Source organism: Nocardia sp. NPDC004568, from assembly GCF_040609955.1.
Lineage (GTDB): Bacteria > Actinomycetota > Actinomycetes > Mycobacteriales > Mycobacteriaceae > Nocardia.
On the sequence record NZ_JBEXLL010000002.1, the window covers coordinates 156,798 to 170,903 of the forward strand.

Below are 14,106 nucleotides of genomic sequence, written 5' to 3' on the forward strand. Positions count from 1 at the left end.
ACCATGCAAGAATATCACTTCCGCAAATCGATATTGCAATTCTTGAAAACGACATATCCTGTATTGACACTGCTGGAAAGCCGATGCTAAACAAGTGCTCAGCATCGGCGTGCCGACACCCGGCCGCCCCGTGGCCGGTGCCCGTGACATCCCGCGAACGGAGGAACGGCCGGATGGGTCTAATCAGGCTGTCTCGCAGCGCCCCCCACCACATTCCGACGCGACGGAGCCGACGATGAGCACCACCGAGAAAACGACGGCCGTCGGCGCCCGGGTACCCCGAGTCGAAGATCTGCGGCTGCTGACCGGCGCCGGAACCTTCGTCGACGACATCACCCGCCCCGGTATGGTGCACGCCTGCTTCGTCCGCAGCCCATTGCCCCGGGCCCGGATCACCGCGATCGATACCGCCGAGGCCGCCGCGCTCGACGGAGTCGTCGCCGTCTACACCGCGGCGGATCTCAATCCGCGGGTCGGCGAGATCTCCTACGCACTGGATACTCCGGGTTTCCCGGAGGTACCCCGCCCGCCGCTGGCCGAGGGCGAGGTGCGCTTCGTCGGCGATCCGGTGGTGCTGGTCCTGGCGACCGACCGGTACCTCGCCGAGGATGCCGCCGAAATGGTGATCGTCGACTACGACCCGCTCGAACCCGTGGTCGACTACGAAACCGCCGCCACCACGGGCGAACTCGTGCACGCCGAGCACGCCGGTAATTCGGCGGGCGGCCTGGCCGGACGGGCACCCGCCGACCTGGCCGCCGTCATGGACGCCGCCCCGCACGTGGTCCGCCAGACCATCCATCAGCAGGCCTACGCGCCGGTGCCGCTGGAAACCCGCGGCGTGGTGGCGGAATGGACCGCGCCCACCGGGGAGATGACGATCTGGATCTCCACCCAGTCACCGCACGAGGTCCGCGGCTTCTGCTCCCGGCTGCTCGGGATCGACGAGCACCGGGTCCGGGTCATCGTGCGCGATACCGGTGGCGGTTTCGGCCAGAAGGTCGCGCCGCAGCGCGAGGAGACGTGCGTGATGCTGGCCGCCCGCACCGTCCGGCACGCGGTGAAATGGATCGAGGACCGGCAGGAGAGCCTGATGGCGGCCGGTATGGCCCGCCACGAACACGGTGAGGTCGCCATGGCCTTCGACGAGGAGGGCCATATTCTCGCCGCCACCCTCGAGCACGTCCAGAATGTCGGGGCCTATCCGATCCCCTCGCCGCTGACCTCCTCGATCGCGGTGGGCATGCTCTTCCCGGGGCCCTACCGGGTACCGGAAGCCGGTTTCAGTACGGCTTCCTACTACTCGAACACGGTGGGCCGGGTGGCCTATCGTGGTCCGTGGCAGTTCGAATCGGTCTCCCGGGAACTGCTGCTGGACACCGCCGCCCGCCGCCTCGGTCTGGACCCGGTCGAGCTGCGCCGCCGGAACATGCTCGGCCACAGCGAGATGCCGGTGGCCAACCCGAACGGGATGCCCTACTCCGACGCCTCACCGCGCGAGACCTTCGAGCAGGCGCTGCAGATTCTCGACTACGACGCCTTCCGGGCCGAACAGGCCGCCGCCCGCGCCGAGGGCCGCTACCTGGGCGTCGGCACCTGCACCTATGTGGAGCCCACCACCGGTGCCACCCCGTTCCTGAGCACCGAGGGCGCCACCATCCGGATCGCGCCGACCGGCAAGGTGAACGTCTACCTGTCGGGCGGGTCGGCCGGTAACAGCCTGGAGACCACCGCGATCCAGCTCACCGCGGACGCGCTCGGTATCGATATCGCCGATGTGCAGACGATCCAGGGTGACACCGCGGTCGCCCCGCAGGGTGGCGGAACCAACGGCAGCCGGTCGGGTTCGATGGCGGCGGGTGCCATCGGGCAGACCGCACAGGTGCTGCGCGAACGGATCGTCGCGATCGCGGCGAAACAGCTCGGTGTCGCCGTCGAAGAGGTGGAGTTCGCCGACGGCCGGGCCGGCGTCCCGGATTCCGGGAACTCCCTGTCGCTGGCCGAGATCGCGCAGATCGCCTACTACCGGACCGAATTGCTCCCGCCCGGCGTACCACCGGGACTGGAGGCCACCGGCCGCCACCGCGCCGATCAGCTGATGATCTGGGCCAACGCCACCCATGTGTGCACCTGCGAGGTCGATATCGAGACCGGGCACGTGCGACTGCTGCGCTTCGTCGTCAGCGAGGACGTCGGGCCGATGATCAACCCGAATGTCGTGGAGGGCCAGATCTACGGCGGCACCGTCCAGGGCATCGGCGGCGCCCTCTACGAACACCTCGCCTACGACGACGCCGGCAACCCCGTGGCCACCACGTTCCTGGACTACCTGCTGCCCACCGCGACCGAGGTGCCCGAGATCGAGCTCGGCCATATCGAGACACCGAGCACCGGGCCCGGCGGGTTCAAAGGTGTCGGCGAGGGCGGCGCCATCGGGTCGACACCGGCGGTACTCAACGCGGTCGCCGACGCGCTCGCACCGTTCGGTGTCGAGATCGACCGGCTGCCCCTCTCCCCCGCCCGCATCGTCGCGATGATCGAGGCGAGCGGCACACCGGAGGTCACCGCATGAAACCCGCCGCCTTCGAATACCACGCGCCCGCCACCGCGGCCGAGACCGTGGCCCTGCTCGCCGAGCTCGGCGACGAAGCCAAGATCCTCGCGGGCGGCCAGAGTCTGGTGCCGATGCTGGCGCTGCGGCTCGCCGTCTTCGACCATCTGGTCGATCTGCGGAAACTGGAGGAGTTACGGGGTATCGAACCCCGCGGCGACACGGTGTGGATCGGGGCGGGCACCACGCACGCCGCGGTCGGCCGCGACGCCGTGATCCGCCGAGACGTCCCCCTGCTGCACCGGGCGACTCCGCTGATCGGTCATTTCCAGATCCGCAATCGCGGCACCCTCGGCGGTGCGATCGCCCACGCCGACGCCGCCGGCGAGTACCCGGCCGTGGCGCTCACGCTCGGCGCGCGGATGCACACCCTGTCCCCTCGCGGGCAACGCACAATTGCGGCCACGGAGTACTTCACCGGCATGTGGACCACTGCCATGGAATCCGACGAACTGCTCACCGGGGTGAGCTTTCCGGTCTGGCGGGGCCGGACCGGCTTCGCGATCGAGGAGTTCGCCCGTCGCGCCGGTGATTTCGCCATGGCCGGAGCGGTGGTCGCGGTGCGGCTCGATGCCGATTCCCGGATCGAACAAGCCGCTCTGGGACTCATCGGCCTGGCGGCCACCCCGATGCGGGCCACCGCGACCGAAGCCGAGCTGATCGGTCGCCCGGCCACCGCCGTCGACGCCGCCGAACTCGGGCACGCGGTGACCGCGGGCCTGAATTCGATACCGGCCGACATCCACGGCTCCGCCGACTATCGGCGCCGGATCGGAGCGGTCATGGTCGCGCGGGCCTGGAAGCGCGCGGTAGAGGAGGCGAGCAATGACTGATATCGAGATCTCGGTGGTCGTGAACGGGGTGAGACGCCGCGACCGGATCTCCCCGCGCCGCACCCTGGCCGACTATCTCCGCGAGACCTGCGGCCTCACCGGCACCCACCTGGGTTGTGAACACGGGGTCTGTGGGGCGTGTTCGGTACTGCTCGACGGGGCGGCGGTGCGGGCGTGCCTGGTCTTCGCGGTGCAGGCCGACGGGGCCGAGGTGACCACCGTGGAGGGTCTGGCCGATACCGACGGCACCCTCTCTCCCGTCCAGCAGGCCTTCCGGGACCATCACGGCCTCCAGTGCGGATTCTGCACACCGGGTTTCGTGGTCTCCGCGACCGCTTTCCTCCGGGAGACACCCGATCCCGGCGACGACGAGATCCGGGAGGCACTGTCCGGCAACATCTGCCGCTGCACCGGCTACCAGGGAATCCTCCGCGCGGTACGGGACGCCGCCACCACCCTCCGCACCGAAGCCCCCGGGACCCCGCGGGCCGGGGCCGACGCCGAGGACCGTGTATGAAACTCGAGAACACCTTCCGGATTCCCGTGCCCGCCGCGGATGCCTGGCCCGTCCTGCTGGATCTGGAGCGGATCGCGCCGTGTGTGCCCGGCGCCGTCCTCACCTCCCGGGACGGCGACGATTTCCACGGCAAGATCAAGGTCAAACTGGGTCCGGTGGGACTCACCTACCACGGCATCATCAAGGTCGTCTCCCAGGACGAGTCCGCGAAGGTGGCGGTGCTCGAGGGCGGCGGCCGGGAAGCCCGCGGCAACGGCACCGCCAAGGCCGTGATCACCTGCCGGCTGGTCGAATCCGATGGTGTCACCGACGTATTCGTGGACACCGATCTGGCGATCACCGGCAAACCGGCCCAGTTCGGCCGTGGTGCACTCGCCGATGTGGCGGGCAGCCTCATCGGCATCTTCGCCGACAATCTCGCCGCCGAGATCACCGCCGCGGCGCCGGCCGCCGCGCCGCCCGCAGCGTCCGCCCCGGCAGCGCCCGCGGAAACCGCACCCGAGCCCGGGCCCGCACCGGTCACCCGCATCACGCCCCGCCCGTCCGCCGAACCCATCGATCTGATGGCGGCGGCCGGGGTCACCGCCGAGCGGCAGCTGCTGCTGGGGCTCGGCGCGGCGGTCGTGGTCCTCCTGCTGCTGCTCGTCCGGCGCCGCCGCCCCGCCTGAGGTCGCGCGGTCGGACCCGGGCGGCCCGAGGCGGCCGAAACCGCTGCCGGCCCGCCGCACTCCGCGATTGTGTACCTTTGTCCATGTACAGAAGTACACAAATGGAGGTTTCGGCCATGTCGCTGGCACTGCTCGGGGCGGCCATCGTCGCGGAACTCGTGGGCACCAGCCTGCTGAAGGCCACCGAGGGGTTCACCAGACCGTGGCCCACGATCGCCTCGCTGTCCGCCTACGCGCTCGCCTTCGTCCTGCTCGCCCAGGCCATCGCGCGCGGGATGAACGTCGGCTTCGCCTACGCGGTGTGGTCCGGCCTGGGCACCACCCTGATCGTCATCATCGGTGCGCTGTTCCTCGGCGAATCGCTCAGTGCCGCCAAGATCGCCGGGGTCGCCCTCGTGGTCGCGGGAGTGGTCACCCTCAATCTCGCGGGCGCCCATTGAACCCCCGCGATCCCCATCGCCGCCAGCGCATTCTCGATGCCGCCCGCGTCCTGATACCGGTGCACGGAATCGCCGGGCTCACCCACCGCCTCGTCGCCGCCGAGGCCGGGGTGCCGGTCGGGTCGACGACCTACTACTTCGCCGATCTGGCCGACCTCACCGCGGCCGCGCTCGCCGATACCGCGAAAGTCACCCGCGAAGTTCTGCGGGGCTGGTCGGAGGCGCTCGGCGACAGCGAAGACCTACCCGCGACCCTGGCCGCGCTCACCGCCGACTGTCTGGCCCGGCCCGAGCAGTTGCTCACCGTGAACGAGCTCTACCTCGCCGCGGCCCGGCTCCCCGAACTGCGCCCGCCGGCGCGGGTCTGGTTCGACGGGCTCGTCGAAATCCTCACCCCGCACGCCGGGCCCGTCGCCGCCCGCGCCGTCGCGATATACCTCGACGGCACCCTGCTGCACGCACTCACGATCGGGACGGTCCTGGATGCCGGGGCACTCACCGCACCGATCGCCGCGCTCACCGGACTCACGCCGCGGACCGCCCCCTGAGTCGCGCCCACGGCACAGCGGGTTCCGCGCGGCCTCCGGGCCGCCGCGGTGCCGGAGACACCATGAGGGCATGGCACACACGGTGGAGCCGACCTGCACCGGACGGTGCCACACTACGGCCATATGGTCGTCGTCGACCCAGCGCAGGTTCGCGCCGCGTGCGGCGGTCTCGGCGACCACCGCGGGCACACCGCGCGGCCGGCCGGGGCGCTCGGTACGGCCCTGACGCACGACCGCTATTTCGACACCGCGCCGGCCCGGGTGCCGGGCCGAACGGAGACACCGGTGCGAGCGGGCGGGGCGGGTACCCGAGACGGCCACCGTCGGCGCGACCGGCGGCAACCAGTGCACCGACGCCCGCGGACCGGACCCCACAGCCCGAGTCCGACATCGGGCCGCCGGACGGGCCCCCACCGCAGGCTCTCGGCGCAACCGAACTCCTCGGTGGAGCCGGCCGATACGCCCTCCGAGCCCTCGCCCGGCGGCCGAACTCGCCGGGCGCTAACCCATGATCGCGTTCATGATCGTCCCCGCGCTGGTCGCCACCGCGCCGCCGGCCATGGCGCCCGCGATCTGCTTCGGGGCCGTGAGCGTGCCACCGTTCCACTTCTCCCAGGCGAACTTGCCGCCGCCGAACACTATCGAGGTGACACCGGACAGCAGGACGAACCAGGTGAGGTACCTGGTCATCTGGACGATCTTGTCCGACAGTGGAGGCGCTTCCGGGCTGGGATCGCCCAGCTGGGCGAGTACGGCGTAGTGGTCGTGCAGTGCCGGAAGGCCGTCGTGCAGTGCGGTGAGGATCATGCTCATCTGGTCGTGCCCCTCTCGGATGCCGGTACATGCGGTGGCGGCGAATGCCGATTCCGTAAAGCCGAACCCGACCGGTTATTGAAGCGCAAATCGGAGCACGATGGGACAGAACTCACCGAAATATTCTGGTCGGGCCGGTAGAAGACGGCGTGTCGTGCACGCGACACGCACCGTCCCGCACCTCCCCGCTATCGATCGGCATCCGTTTCAGCGGATCGAACGGGCGCTTCACCGCCGGGGTCACCGGACTGTCACAAGACGGCCTCGACACGCCCACCCTCCGGCGTGCTCCCCCGGGACCGCCGCGGTGGGCCGGCGGCCGGGCGGCGACCTCCCGCTGGGGCAGTTCGATTCCGTGGACGCCGAGGGCGGGCCGATCGCTACCAGGTGAGCACCGGTTTGATCACCGCACCCGCACGCTGAGCGGCGAGGGCCTTGTCGATCTCGGTGTACGAGAAGCGGGTTACCAACCGGTCCACCGGGAGCAGCCCGCGGGTGTACAGATCGAGCAGCCGCGGGATGAAGGTGGCCGGTTCGGCGTCACCCTCGAGGCAGCCGCGAACTGTTTTCCCGCTCAACACCAGATCGCGCACGTCGATCCGCGGGACGCCCGCGCCGAGCCCGACCGCGACGACAGTGGCGCCGGTGCCCAGCGCCGCGAAGGCGTCGGCCAGCACCTTCGGCGACCCGGTGGTGTCCAGGGCATGCGTCGCGCCACCCGCGGTGAGTTCGCCGATCGCGGTGACCGTATCGGCCGCGGCCGGATCCAGCACCTCGTCGGCACCCAGTTCCCGGGCCAGTTCGCGGCGGGGCGCCGCGGTTTCCACCACGATCGTCCGGACCCCGGGCACCGTACGGGCGGCCAGCAGCGCCGCCGACCCCACCGCGCCGGCGCCGTAGATCGCCAGCCAGGCCCCCGGGTCGGGCCGCAGCGCGTTCAGCACCGCGCCTGCGCCGGTCTGGAAGCCGCAGCCGAACGACGCGGCGACGGCCGGATCGACCGCAGGATCGACGACGATCGTATTGTCCGCGGTGGCCAGCACGTAGCCGGCGAAGCTGGATTGACCGAAGAACCCGTCCCGTACCGGCCGGCCCGCGACCGTCACCCGCGGAGTGCGGTCCGGCCGGCGGCCGAAATGGTTGAGCGCGGTCGAATTCCGGCAGTAGGCCGGTCGCCCGGCCGTGCAGTTCGGGCAGGCGCCGCAGTGCCGGAAGGTGAGGACCACGTGGTCGCCCGGCGCCACCGAGGTCACCGCCGATCCGACCGATTCGACGATCCCGGCACCCTCGTGGCCGAGCAGCACCGGCCGGTCCGGCTTGCCCAGGACCCGGTTGACCAGGTCGGTATGGCAGATACCGGAGGCGAGGACGCGCACCAGGATCTCGTCGTCGCGGGGTTCGTCGAGATCCACCGGTTCCACCGAGAACGGTGCCGCGGGATCGCGGGACAGGACCGCCGTCGTCCGCATCGCTACGCCCGTTCCAGCAGGAAGTAGAAGAACTGGCCGTCGGCGAGCACCAGTTCCGGGCGGCCGTTCATGATGCCCATCAGCGTGGTGTCGTCGAGCCATTTGAAGTGATCGAATACGGCGCGGCCGTCGTAGACCATGGTGGCGGTCACCTCACCGCGGAACTCGATGTTCCACAGCGTCGCCTCGCCTTGGCCGAGTTCGACATCGGAGAACAGTGTGCCGTCCTCGGCGCGGCAGATGAGGGGTTCGGCATGGCCGAGCGAATGGAAGGTCTTGCCGTACCAGCGACTCCTGGGCAGTGCCCGGCACAGCGGATGTCCGGTCTCGAAAGCGTCACCGCGCCACCGGCCGAGGATCTCCTCGGCGCGGGCGGGCCGCAACCGCGCCCACAGATCGTCGAGCTCCGCCACCGAAACACCATCGGTCAACTCCCGCAGTTGCTGCCACCGTGGTTTCTCCGCGCTCATACCTGTCCCATCGACGGATTCGGCGAACCATCTGGTTCGGCAACGACCATAGTTCCGAACCATCTGGTTCGGCAAGATAGAATCCCGGATATGCGCGCGGCAGGCCAGGCAACCCGGGACCGGATTCTCGCTGCCGCCAAGGCGGAATTCGCCGAGTACGGCACGGCCGGCGCCCGGATCAATCGCATCGCCGCGGTCGCGCACGCCAGCAAGGACCGTCTCTACGCCTATTTCCCTGGTAAATCGGAGCTCTTCGCCGCGGTCACCGAGCAATGGACCCGGCAGACCACGGCGGAGACCGCGCTGCGCGCCGACGACCTGCCCGGCTATGTGGGGCGGCTCTTCGACCACTTCCTGGCCCACCCGGAAAATGCCCGCCTCCAGGCCTGGGCCGAATTGGAACCCGCCGACGAGCGCATCGAACAGGTGCTGCGCCGCACCGTCGATCCCAAACTCGCCGAGATCCGCCGTGGGCAGCGGGAAGGGCTGGTCACCGCCGATATCGCGGCACCCATGCTGCTGCGCATGCTCACCGAGCTGGCCCGCAGCACCGCCGTGCACGCGGGCGCCGGTCCGGCCGCGCGGATCGACGCCCAGCGATCCGCCGTGATGCTCGCGACGCAGCGCCTGGCCGGGCCGACCCCGGCGGAGTCAGCGGATCGGGATCACGCCGTCGCGGCCGGGGCACTGCCGCCGGGGGCGTCGCCGTAGACCACCAGCCAGATCGATCGACCCAGCGCGCGCGCCAGTTCGGCGTCGCTGATCCCGGTCCGCACCGCGAACGCGGTGGTGATGGAGCGTTCCACCATGGCCGCCAGGACCAGTGCGGTCGCGGCGGGTTCCAGTTCCGGGGCGACCCGGCCCGCCGCGCGATCGGCTTCCAGCCGGGCGCGCACCAGGTCGACGAAGGTGGCCACCCGGGCCCGCCAATAGGCGCCCACATCCCGGTCGTAGGCCGCGACCTCGCTCAGCGCCAGCAGCAGGTAGCGGTGGCGGCGGAATCCGGCGATCATCGCGCTCATCGCCCGCCGCACCCCGGCTTCCCGGTCGGTGTGCTCGGCACCCCACCACCGCTCGGCGGCTTCGAACAGATCGGCCGTGGCCAGATCGGCGGTCCGGATCAGCAGCTGGCTCTTGTCCGGAAAATACCGGTAGAAGGTGGAGCGCGCCATCTGCGCGGTGGCGGCGATCTTCTGTACCGCGATCTCGGTGAACGGCGTGCCGTCGGCCAGCAGGTCCTCGACGGCCCGCAACACCCGCTGCTCGAACTCGGCCCGGCGGTCCTCGTCCGGTTTCCGGGCGGACCGCGGCGTACGGGTCAGCGAGGGCATCCGGCGCCCGCCGGCTCGATCGCACGGTGCAGTGGATATCGGCTCGCAAGGTCCATGGGGACATTGTGCCCGCTTCGTCCGCGCGGGCCGGTTCGCGTCGTAGCCCCCTCGGGACACGGAGCCGGTTCTCGAGACAGCAATGGCAATTCGTCGCAGCGGACGAAAAACTGTGCGGGACAGTGCGGCTCGAATGGTTGACAATCGCGCCGGCGCACCGCACCATCAATCGGACATAGTGTCCGAGACTCGATGACCGAGGACGGTGCCCGTGGCCGACTCCCCCCGCGCGGTCGAGCAAGCCGATACCGTGGTCGTCGGCGCCCGGTGTGCCGGTTCCGCCACCGCGGCCACCCTCGCCCGGGCAGGCCGCCGGGTCGTCGTACTGGACAGCACCCGATTTCCCTCGGATACGCTGTCCACCCATCTGCTGTGGCCGGCCGGGGTCGCCGAACTGTCCCGGCTGGGCGCCCTCGACGCCGTCGAGGAACTGGGCGCACCGCGACTCACCCGGGCCTACGCCGCCGCGGCCGGATATGCCATCACCAGTGAGTTCCCGCAGGTCGACGGGATCGACTACACCCTGTGCGTACGCCGCACCGGCCTGGACCACGCCCTGGTGCGCACCGCACGCGCGGCCGGGGCCGAGATCCGCGAGAAATGCCGAGTGACCGAGCTCGTCTGGGACGGCCGGCGCTGCGCCGGGGTGCGCTACACCGACCCCGACGGCCGGCTCGTCGAGATCCGCGCCGCGCTCGTGGTCGGCGCGGACGGCCGCCGCAGCACCGTGGCGAAACTGACCGGGGCCCTGACCCCGTACGAATCCGAACCCAGCGGGCGCGACTGCTACTTCGCCTACTGGCGCGACCCGTCCGGCGACCGGCGCGATATCGCCGCCCAGTGGCGGGTGGGCGCCGATCTCGGCACCGCCTTCCCCTGCGACGACGGCCTCTTGCTGAGCCTGGTCCAGCCGCCGGCCGGCGGGGGCCCCTTGCGCCCCGGCGACGCCGAACAACGCTATGCCGCCGCGCTCGACCGGCTGCCGCCACTGCGGGAACGGCTGCGCGACTGCGAGAAAGTGGGCCGGGTACGGTCGGCCACCGATATCTCGTCCTATTTCCGGCGTTCCAGCGGACCGGGCTGGGCGCTACCCGGGGACTCCGGCCACTTCAAGGACCCGGTCACCGCCCAGGGCATCCGCGATGCCCTGCACTACGGACGTCTGCTGGCCGAAGCCGTCGCACCGGTACTCGACGACCCCGGCCGGCTGGACCGTGCCGTCGCCGCGTGGGAGCGGCGGCGGGTGCGCGAATGCCGCGAGATCTACCACTGGACCAACCGGCTCGCCCGCGGCACCGCGATGAGTCCGCTCGAAGTCGAGCTGTACCGCGCCGCGACCGGAGATCGGACCCTGGCGGCGATCACCACCGGCGTCTTCTCCCGCACCCGGCGTCCCGCCGAGCTCTACACCCCGGCCCGCATGGCGCGTCTCACCGCCGGGGCGCTGTGGCACCACCGCGGCGATCCGAGGCCGGTACTGGCCGATATCGCACACGAGATACGTGGCGCCGCAAGCGAATTCCGCACCTCGTGCACCACCCTCCGCGGCACTCCGCCCGCCGTACCCCTGCTTTCCCCCGGTACCGCCACCGCTTGACCAGGAGTTCACCATGTCGGATCCGCTGCCGAAGAAGTCAGCCACGATCGACCGCCGCACCGCCCTGCGCGGTGCCTTCGCCGGCGCCGCGATCCTCGCGGCGGGATCGGCGGCCACCGGGCCCGCGCGCGCCGCCGCCCCCCGCCGCCGGACCCCGGGCCTACGCACCGGCGGCAAAGAGGTCGCCGTCTTCGGCGGCGGGATGGCCGGCCTGTCCGCCGCGCACGAACTCGCCGAGCGGGGGTTCCAGGTGACCGTCTACGAACCCGCCTTCCTCGGGGGCAAAGCACGCAGTATGCCGGTCCCCGGCACCGGAGCAGTGCGGACGAGCGGACCTGCCCGGCGAGCACGGTTTCCGCTTCTTCCCCGGCTGCTACCAGAACATTCCCGACACCATGCGGCGTATCCCCTTCCCCGGTAACCCGAACGGTGTGCTCGACAATCTGATCCGCGTGGAGGGGACGGTGGCGGGATTCCGCGACACACCGCCGATCTTCGCCCCGGTGGAAGTGGGCGCGCTGGATCAGCTCACCCCGGAACGCCTGCAACACAGCATTGTCGGCGCGTTCGGTTTCATCCCGGAACTGCCGCCACACGAATTGGCGTTCTTCGCCAAACAGATGCTCATGTGGTTCACCTCCAGCACCGAACGCCGGTTCGGCCAGTGGGAGTACCTGACCTGGGAACAGATCATGCGGGCGGACGGCAAATCCCCCGCCTACCGCACTTATCTGGTCAATGCGCTCACCCGGATCACCGTCGCGGCGAAACCACATCTCAGTTCGGCACGCACCATCGGCACCATCGGCGAAGCCCTGGTGCTGGCGGGAACCGGCCTGATCCCCGAATTCTCCGGTGGTGTGGACCGGATCCTGAACCGCCCGACCAATGCGGCCTGGATAGATCCCTGGGTGGCGTATCTGCGGAGCCGTGGCGTGCAGTTCGTCATGGGTCAGCGTGCGAGCCGGTTGCGCTACGGGAACGGCCGGATCGAATCGGTCACCGTCGTCGACGCCGGCGGCGCCGCGAATTCGGTGGTCGCCGACCACTACGTCTGCGCCATGCCGGTCGAGAAGACCGTTCCACTGCTCGACGATCCGATTCTTGCCGCCGATCCACGGCTGGCCGGTATGCGCGAACTGCTCACCGATTGGATGGTGGGTATCCAGTTCTATCTGCGCCGCCCCACCGATATTCCGGAGGGTCATATCGCGGCACTGGGATCACCGTGGGCCCTGACCGCGCTGCGGCAGGCACCGATGTGGGTCGGGGATTTCGCCACCCAGTACGGCGACGGTTCGGTCGCGGAATGTTTCTCGGTGGATATCTCCGATTGGGATACTCCGGGAATTCTCCATCACCGGCCCGCGAAGCAGTGCAGCGCCCAGGAGATCGCGAACGAGGTCTGGGCGCAGCTGAAATCATGGCTGAATACCGGCACCGGCTGGCTGCGGGACGAGGATATCCACTCCTGGCATCTCGATCCGGGTGTCAGCTGGTCCGGCGGCGTCGCCCACAACGAAACGCCGCTACTGGTCAATACCGTCGGTTCCTACGATCATCGGCCGACCGCGCACTGCGCCATTCCGAATCTCTTCTTCGGCGGCGATCATGTGCGCAGCAATATCGATCTGGCGACCATGGAGAGTGCCAACGAATCCGGCCGGGAGGCAGCCAATGCGATCATCGACGCCGCGGACGATCCCGCACCGCACGCACCGGTGTTCCCACTGATCGCCCTGCCCGCGTTCGAGGCGGCGAAAAGGATCGACGCGGACCGTTTCCGGGCCGGACTCCCCCATATTCTGAACGTGTAGCGGGGCGGGCTCGCGGGTGGCATGGCGGCGTCGCGCCACCCGCGAGTACTGTCCGGAAAGCGAAGCCGCTCCGACCACCGAACTCACACGGCACACTGCGCATACGGCCGAAAGACCCGCGCGGGGCCGGATTCACCGTGGCGCCGATTCGCGCAAAGCATTGTCGGCCCGATCTTGTTCCGTGAGAATGGGTTCCGAGCCGAGATCCGGCTTCTTGGGGACCGTCGGCGCCGCAGTGCCGGCAGAACAAGTGGGGAACACCATGAGAATCAAGCAACTCGCCGCCACCGCGCTGATCTCGATCGGCGCCCTGGGCGTCGCCGCGGGTACCGCGCAGGCACAGCCCGTGGCCACCGAGGTCGCCGTGCGCGGCGCCGAGCAGGGCATCGGCTATGTCGTGGCGCCGAACGACGCGGGCACCGCGATCGTCACGACTCTCGACGCCGGCAGCTTCGCGCTCACCGCCGACGGCGCGGCCGTCACCGTGTCGGATCCGGCGGGCCGTGTGCTCACCACGCTGCCGCTGGGCGTCGCGGCCGCCGGGCAGACCGCGCCGCTGGCATCGGCCATCTCGGCCGACGGCCGCACCCTGACCCTGACCCCGGACGCGTCCACACCGGCGGGGCAGCACGTGGCCCAGCTGGTGGCCGACCCGGACACCGAGGCCCGCAAACTGCACAATGCCGGGATCGGCGCCCTGATCGGCGGCGGTATCGGTGCCGTACTCGGCTTCTTCCTGGGTGGCGTGGGCGCCCTGATCACCATTCCGATCGGCGCGGGGGTCGGCGCGCTGATCGGCTACTCCACTCCTTGATCGACGAACTCGGCTGCGGCCCATCGGAACCGGTGGGCCGGGCCGGGCTCTCCTGTTGTCCCGGTGCGCCGAACCCGTTGCGCCGGAACGACTATCTCCGTCCGGCCCCGGCCCGCACAGG

The 14,106-nt window shown here is 70.1% G+C and carries 15 protein-coding genes; 11 read left to right on the plus strand and 4 right to left on the minus strand.

Annotated features, from left to right (window positions below; genetic code table 11):
- The first annotated feature begins 235 nt into the window (after positions 1 to 235).
- The 6 genes from ABZV91_RS01685 to ABZV91_RS01710 all read left to right on the plus strand — a co-directional run bounded on the left by ABZV91_RS01685 (position 236) and on the right by ABZV91_RS01710 (position 5,617).
- On the plus strand, positions 236 to 2,572 hold the full coding sequence (locus ABZV91_RS01685; protein WP_355233863.1) for a xanthine dehydrogenase family protein molybdopterin-binding subunit: 2,337 nt from the start codon (positions 236 to 238) through the stop codon (positions 2,570 to 2,572).
- A complete protein-coding gene (locus ABZV91_RS01690; RefSeq protein ID WP_355233865.1) occupies positions 2,569 to 3,444 on the plus strand; it encodes a xanthine dehydrogenase family protein subunit M in 876 nt (291 codons plus the stop codon). Before ABZV91_RS01685 ends, ABZV91_RS01690 begins: the two co-directional genes overlap by 4 nt.
- Entirely contained in the window at positions 3,437 to 3,961 is a 525-nt protein-coding gene (locus ABZV91_RS01695; protein WP_355233867.1) for a (2Fe-2S)-binding protein, read from the plus strand. The genes ABZV91_RS01690 and ABZV91_RS01695 overlap by 8 nt, the downstream gene beginning before the upstream one ends.
- Positions 3,958 to 4,629: an SRPBCC family protein gene (locus ABZV91_RS01700; protein ID WP_355233869.1), complete on the plus strand. Its 672-nt coding sequence runs from the start codon at positions 3,958 to 3,960 to the stop codon at positions 4,627 to 4,629. Before ABZV91_RS01695 ends, ABZV91_RS01700 begins: the two co-directional genes overlap by 4 nt.
- Before the next feature lie 116 nt (positions 4,630 to 4,745).
- Complete coding sequence (locus ABZV91_RS01705; protein WP_355233965.1) at positions 4,746 to 5,069, plus strand: multidrug efflux SMR transporter; 324 nt, start codon at positions 4,746 to 4,748, stop codon at positions 5,067 to 5,069.
- Positions 5,066 to 5,617, plus strand: a complete 552-nt coding sequence (locus tag ABZV91_RS01710; RefSeq protein WP_355233871.1) for a TetR family transcriptional regulator — start codon at positions 5,066 to 5,068, stop codon at positions 5,615 to 5,617. The genes ABZV91_RS01705 and ABZV91_RS01710 overlap by 4 nt, the downstream gene beginning before the upstream one ends.
- 501 nt (positions 5,618 to 6,118) lie before the next feature.
- On the opposite strand, the gene ABZV91_RS01715 is transcribed toward ABZV91_RS01710, so the two are convergent.
- The 3 genes from ABZV91_RS01715 to ABZV91_RS01725 form a co-directional block, all read right to left on the minus strand.
- Entirely contained in the window at positions 6,119 to 6,424 is a 306-nt protein-coding gene (locus ABZV91_RS01715; protein ID WP_355233967.1) for a hypothetical protein, read from the minus strand.
- Between the two features lie 386 nt (positions 6,425 to 6,810).
- Entirely contained in the window at positions 6,811 to 7,899 is a 1,089-nt protein-coding gene (locus ABZV91_RS01720) for an NAD(P)-dependent alcohol dehydrogenase (protein WP_355233873.1), read from the minus strand.
- 2 nt (positions 7,900 to 7,901) lie between these two features.
- Positions 7,902 to 8,369 (minus strand): DUF4334 domain-containing protein, encoded by a 468-nt coding sequence (locus tag ABZV91_RS01725; protein WP_355233875.1) that lies wholly within the window; start codon positions 8,367 to 8,369, stop codon positions 7,902 to 7,904.
- A gap of 90 nt (positions 8,370 to 8,459) precedes the next feature.
- On the opposite strand from ABZV91_RS01725, the gene ABZV91_RS01730 reads away from it, so the two are divergent.
- The gene (locus ABZV91_RS01730; protein ID WP_355233877.1) at positions 8,460 to 9,080 is read left to right on the plus strand and encodes a TetR family transcriptional regulator; all 621 of its coding nucleotides are present in this window, start codon (positions 8,460 to 8,462) and stop codon (positions 9,078 to 9,080) included.
- Here ABZV91_RS01730 and ABZV91_RS01735 read toward each other — a convergent pair.
- Positions 9,035 to 9,700 (minus strand): TetR/AcrR family transcriptional regulator, encoded by a 666-nt coding sequence (locus tag ABZV91_RS01735; RefSeq protein WP_355233879.1) that lies wholly within the window; start codon positions 9,698 to 9,700, stop codon positions 9,035 to 9,037. The genes ABZV91_RS01730 and ABZV91_RS01735 overlap by 46 nt on opposite strands.
- Positions 9,701 to 9,968: 268 nt before the next feature.
- On the opposite strand from ABZV91_RS01735, the gene ABZV91_RS01740 reads away from it, so the two are divergent.
- The 4 genes from ABZV91_RS01740 (at position 9,969) to ABZV91_RS01755 (ending at position 13,985) form a co-directional block, all read left to right on the plus strand.
- A complete protein-coding gene (locus ABZV91_RS01740) occupies positions 9,969 to 11,354 on the plus strand; it encodes an NAD(P)/FAD-dependent oxidoreductase (RefSeq protein ID WP_355233881.1) in 1,386 nt (461 codons plus the stop codon).
- Between the two features lie 13 nt (positions 11,355 to 11,367).
- A complete protein-coding gene (locus ABZV91_RS01745) occupies positions 11,368 to 11,775 on the plus strand; it encodes an FAD-dependent oxidoreductase (RefSeq protein ID WP_355233883.1) in 408 nt (135 codons plus the stop codon).
- On the plus strand, positions 11,750 to 13,171 hold the full coding sequence (locus ABZV91_RS01750) for an FAD-dependent oxidoreductase (protein ID WP_355233885.1): 1,422 nt from the start codon (positions 11,750 to 11,752) through the stop codon (positions 13,169 to 13,171). Before ABZV91_RS01745 ends, ABZV91_RS01750 begins: the two co-directional genes overlap by 26 nt.
- A gap of 262 nt (positions 13,172 to 13,433) precedes the next feature.
- Complete coding sequence (locus ABZV91_RS01755) at positions 13,434 to 13,985, plus strand: hypothetical protein (protein ID WP_355233887.1); 552 nt, start codon at positions 13,434 to 13,436, stop codon at positions 13,983 to 13,985.
- The last annotated feature ends 121 nt before the right edge of the window (positions 13,986 to 14,106 follow it).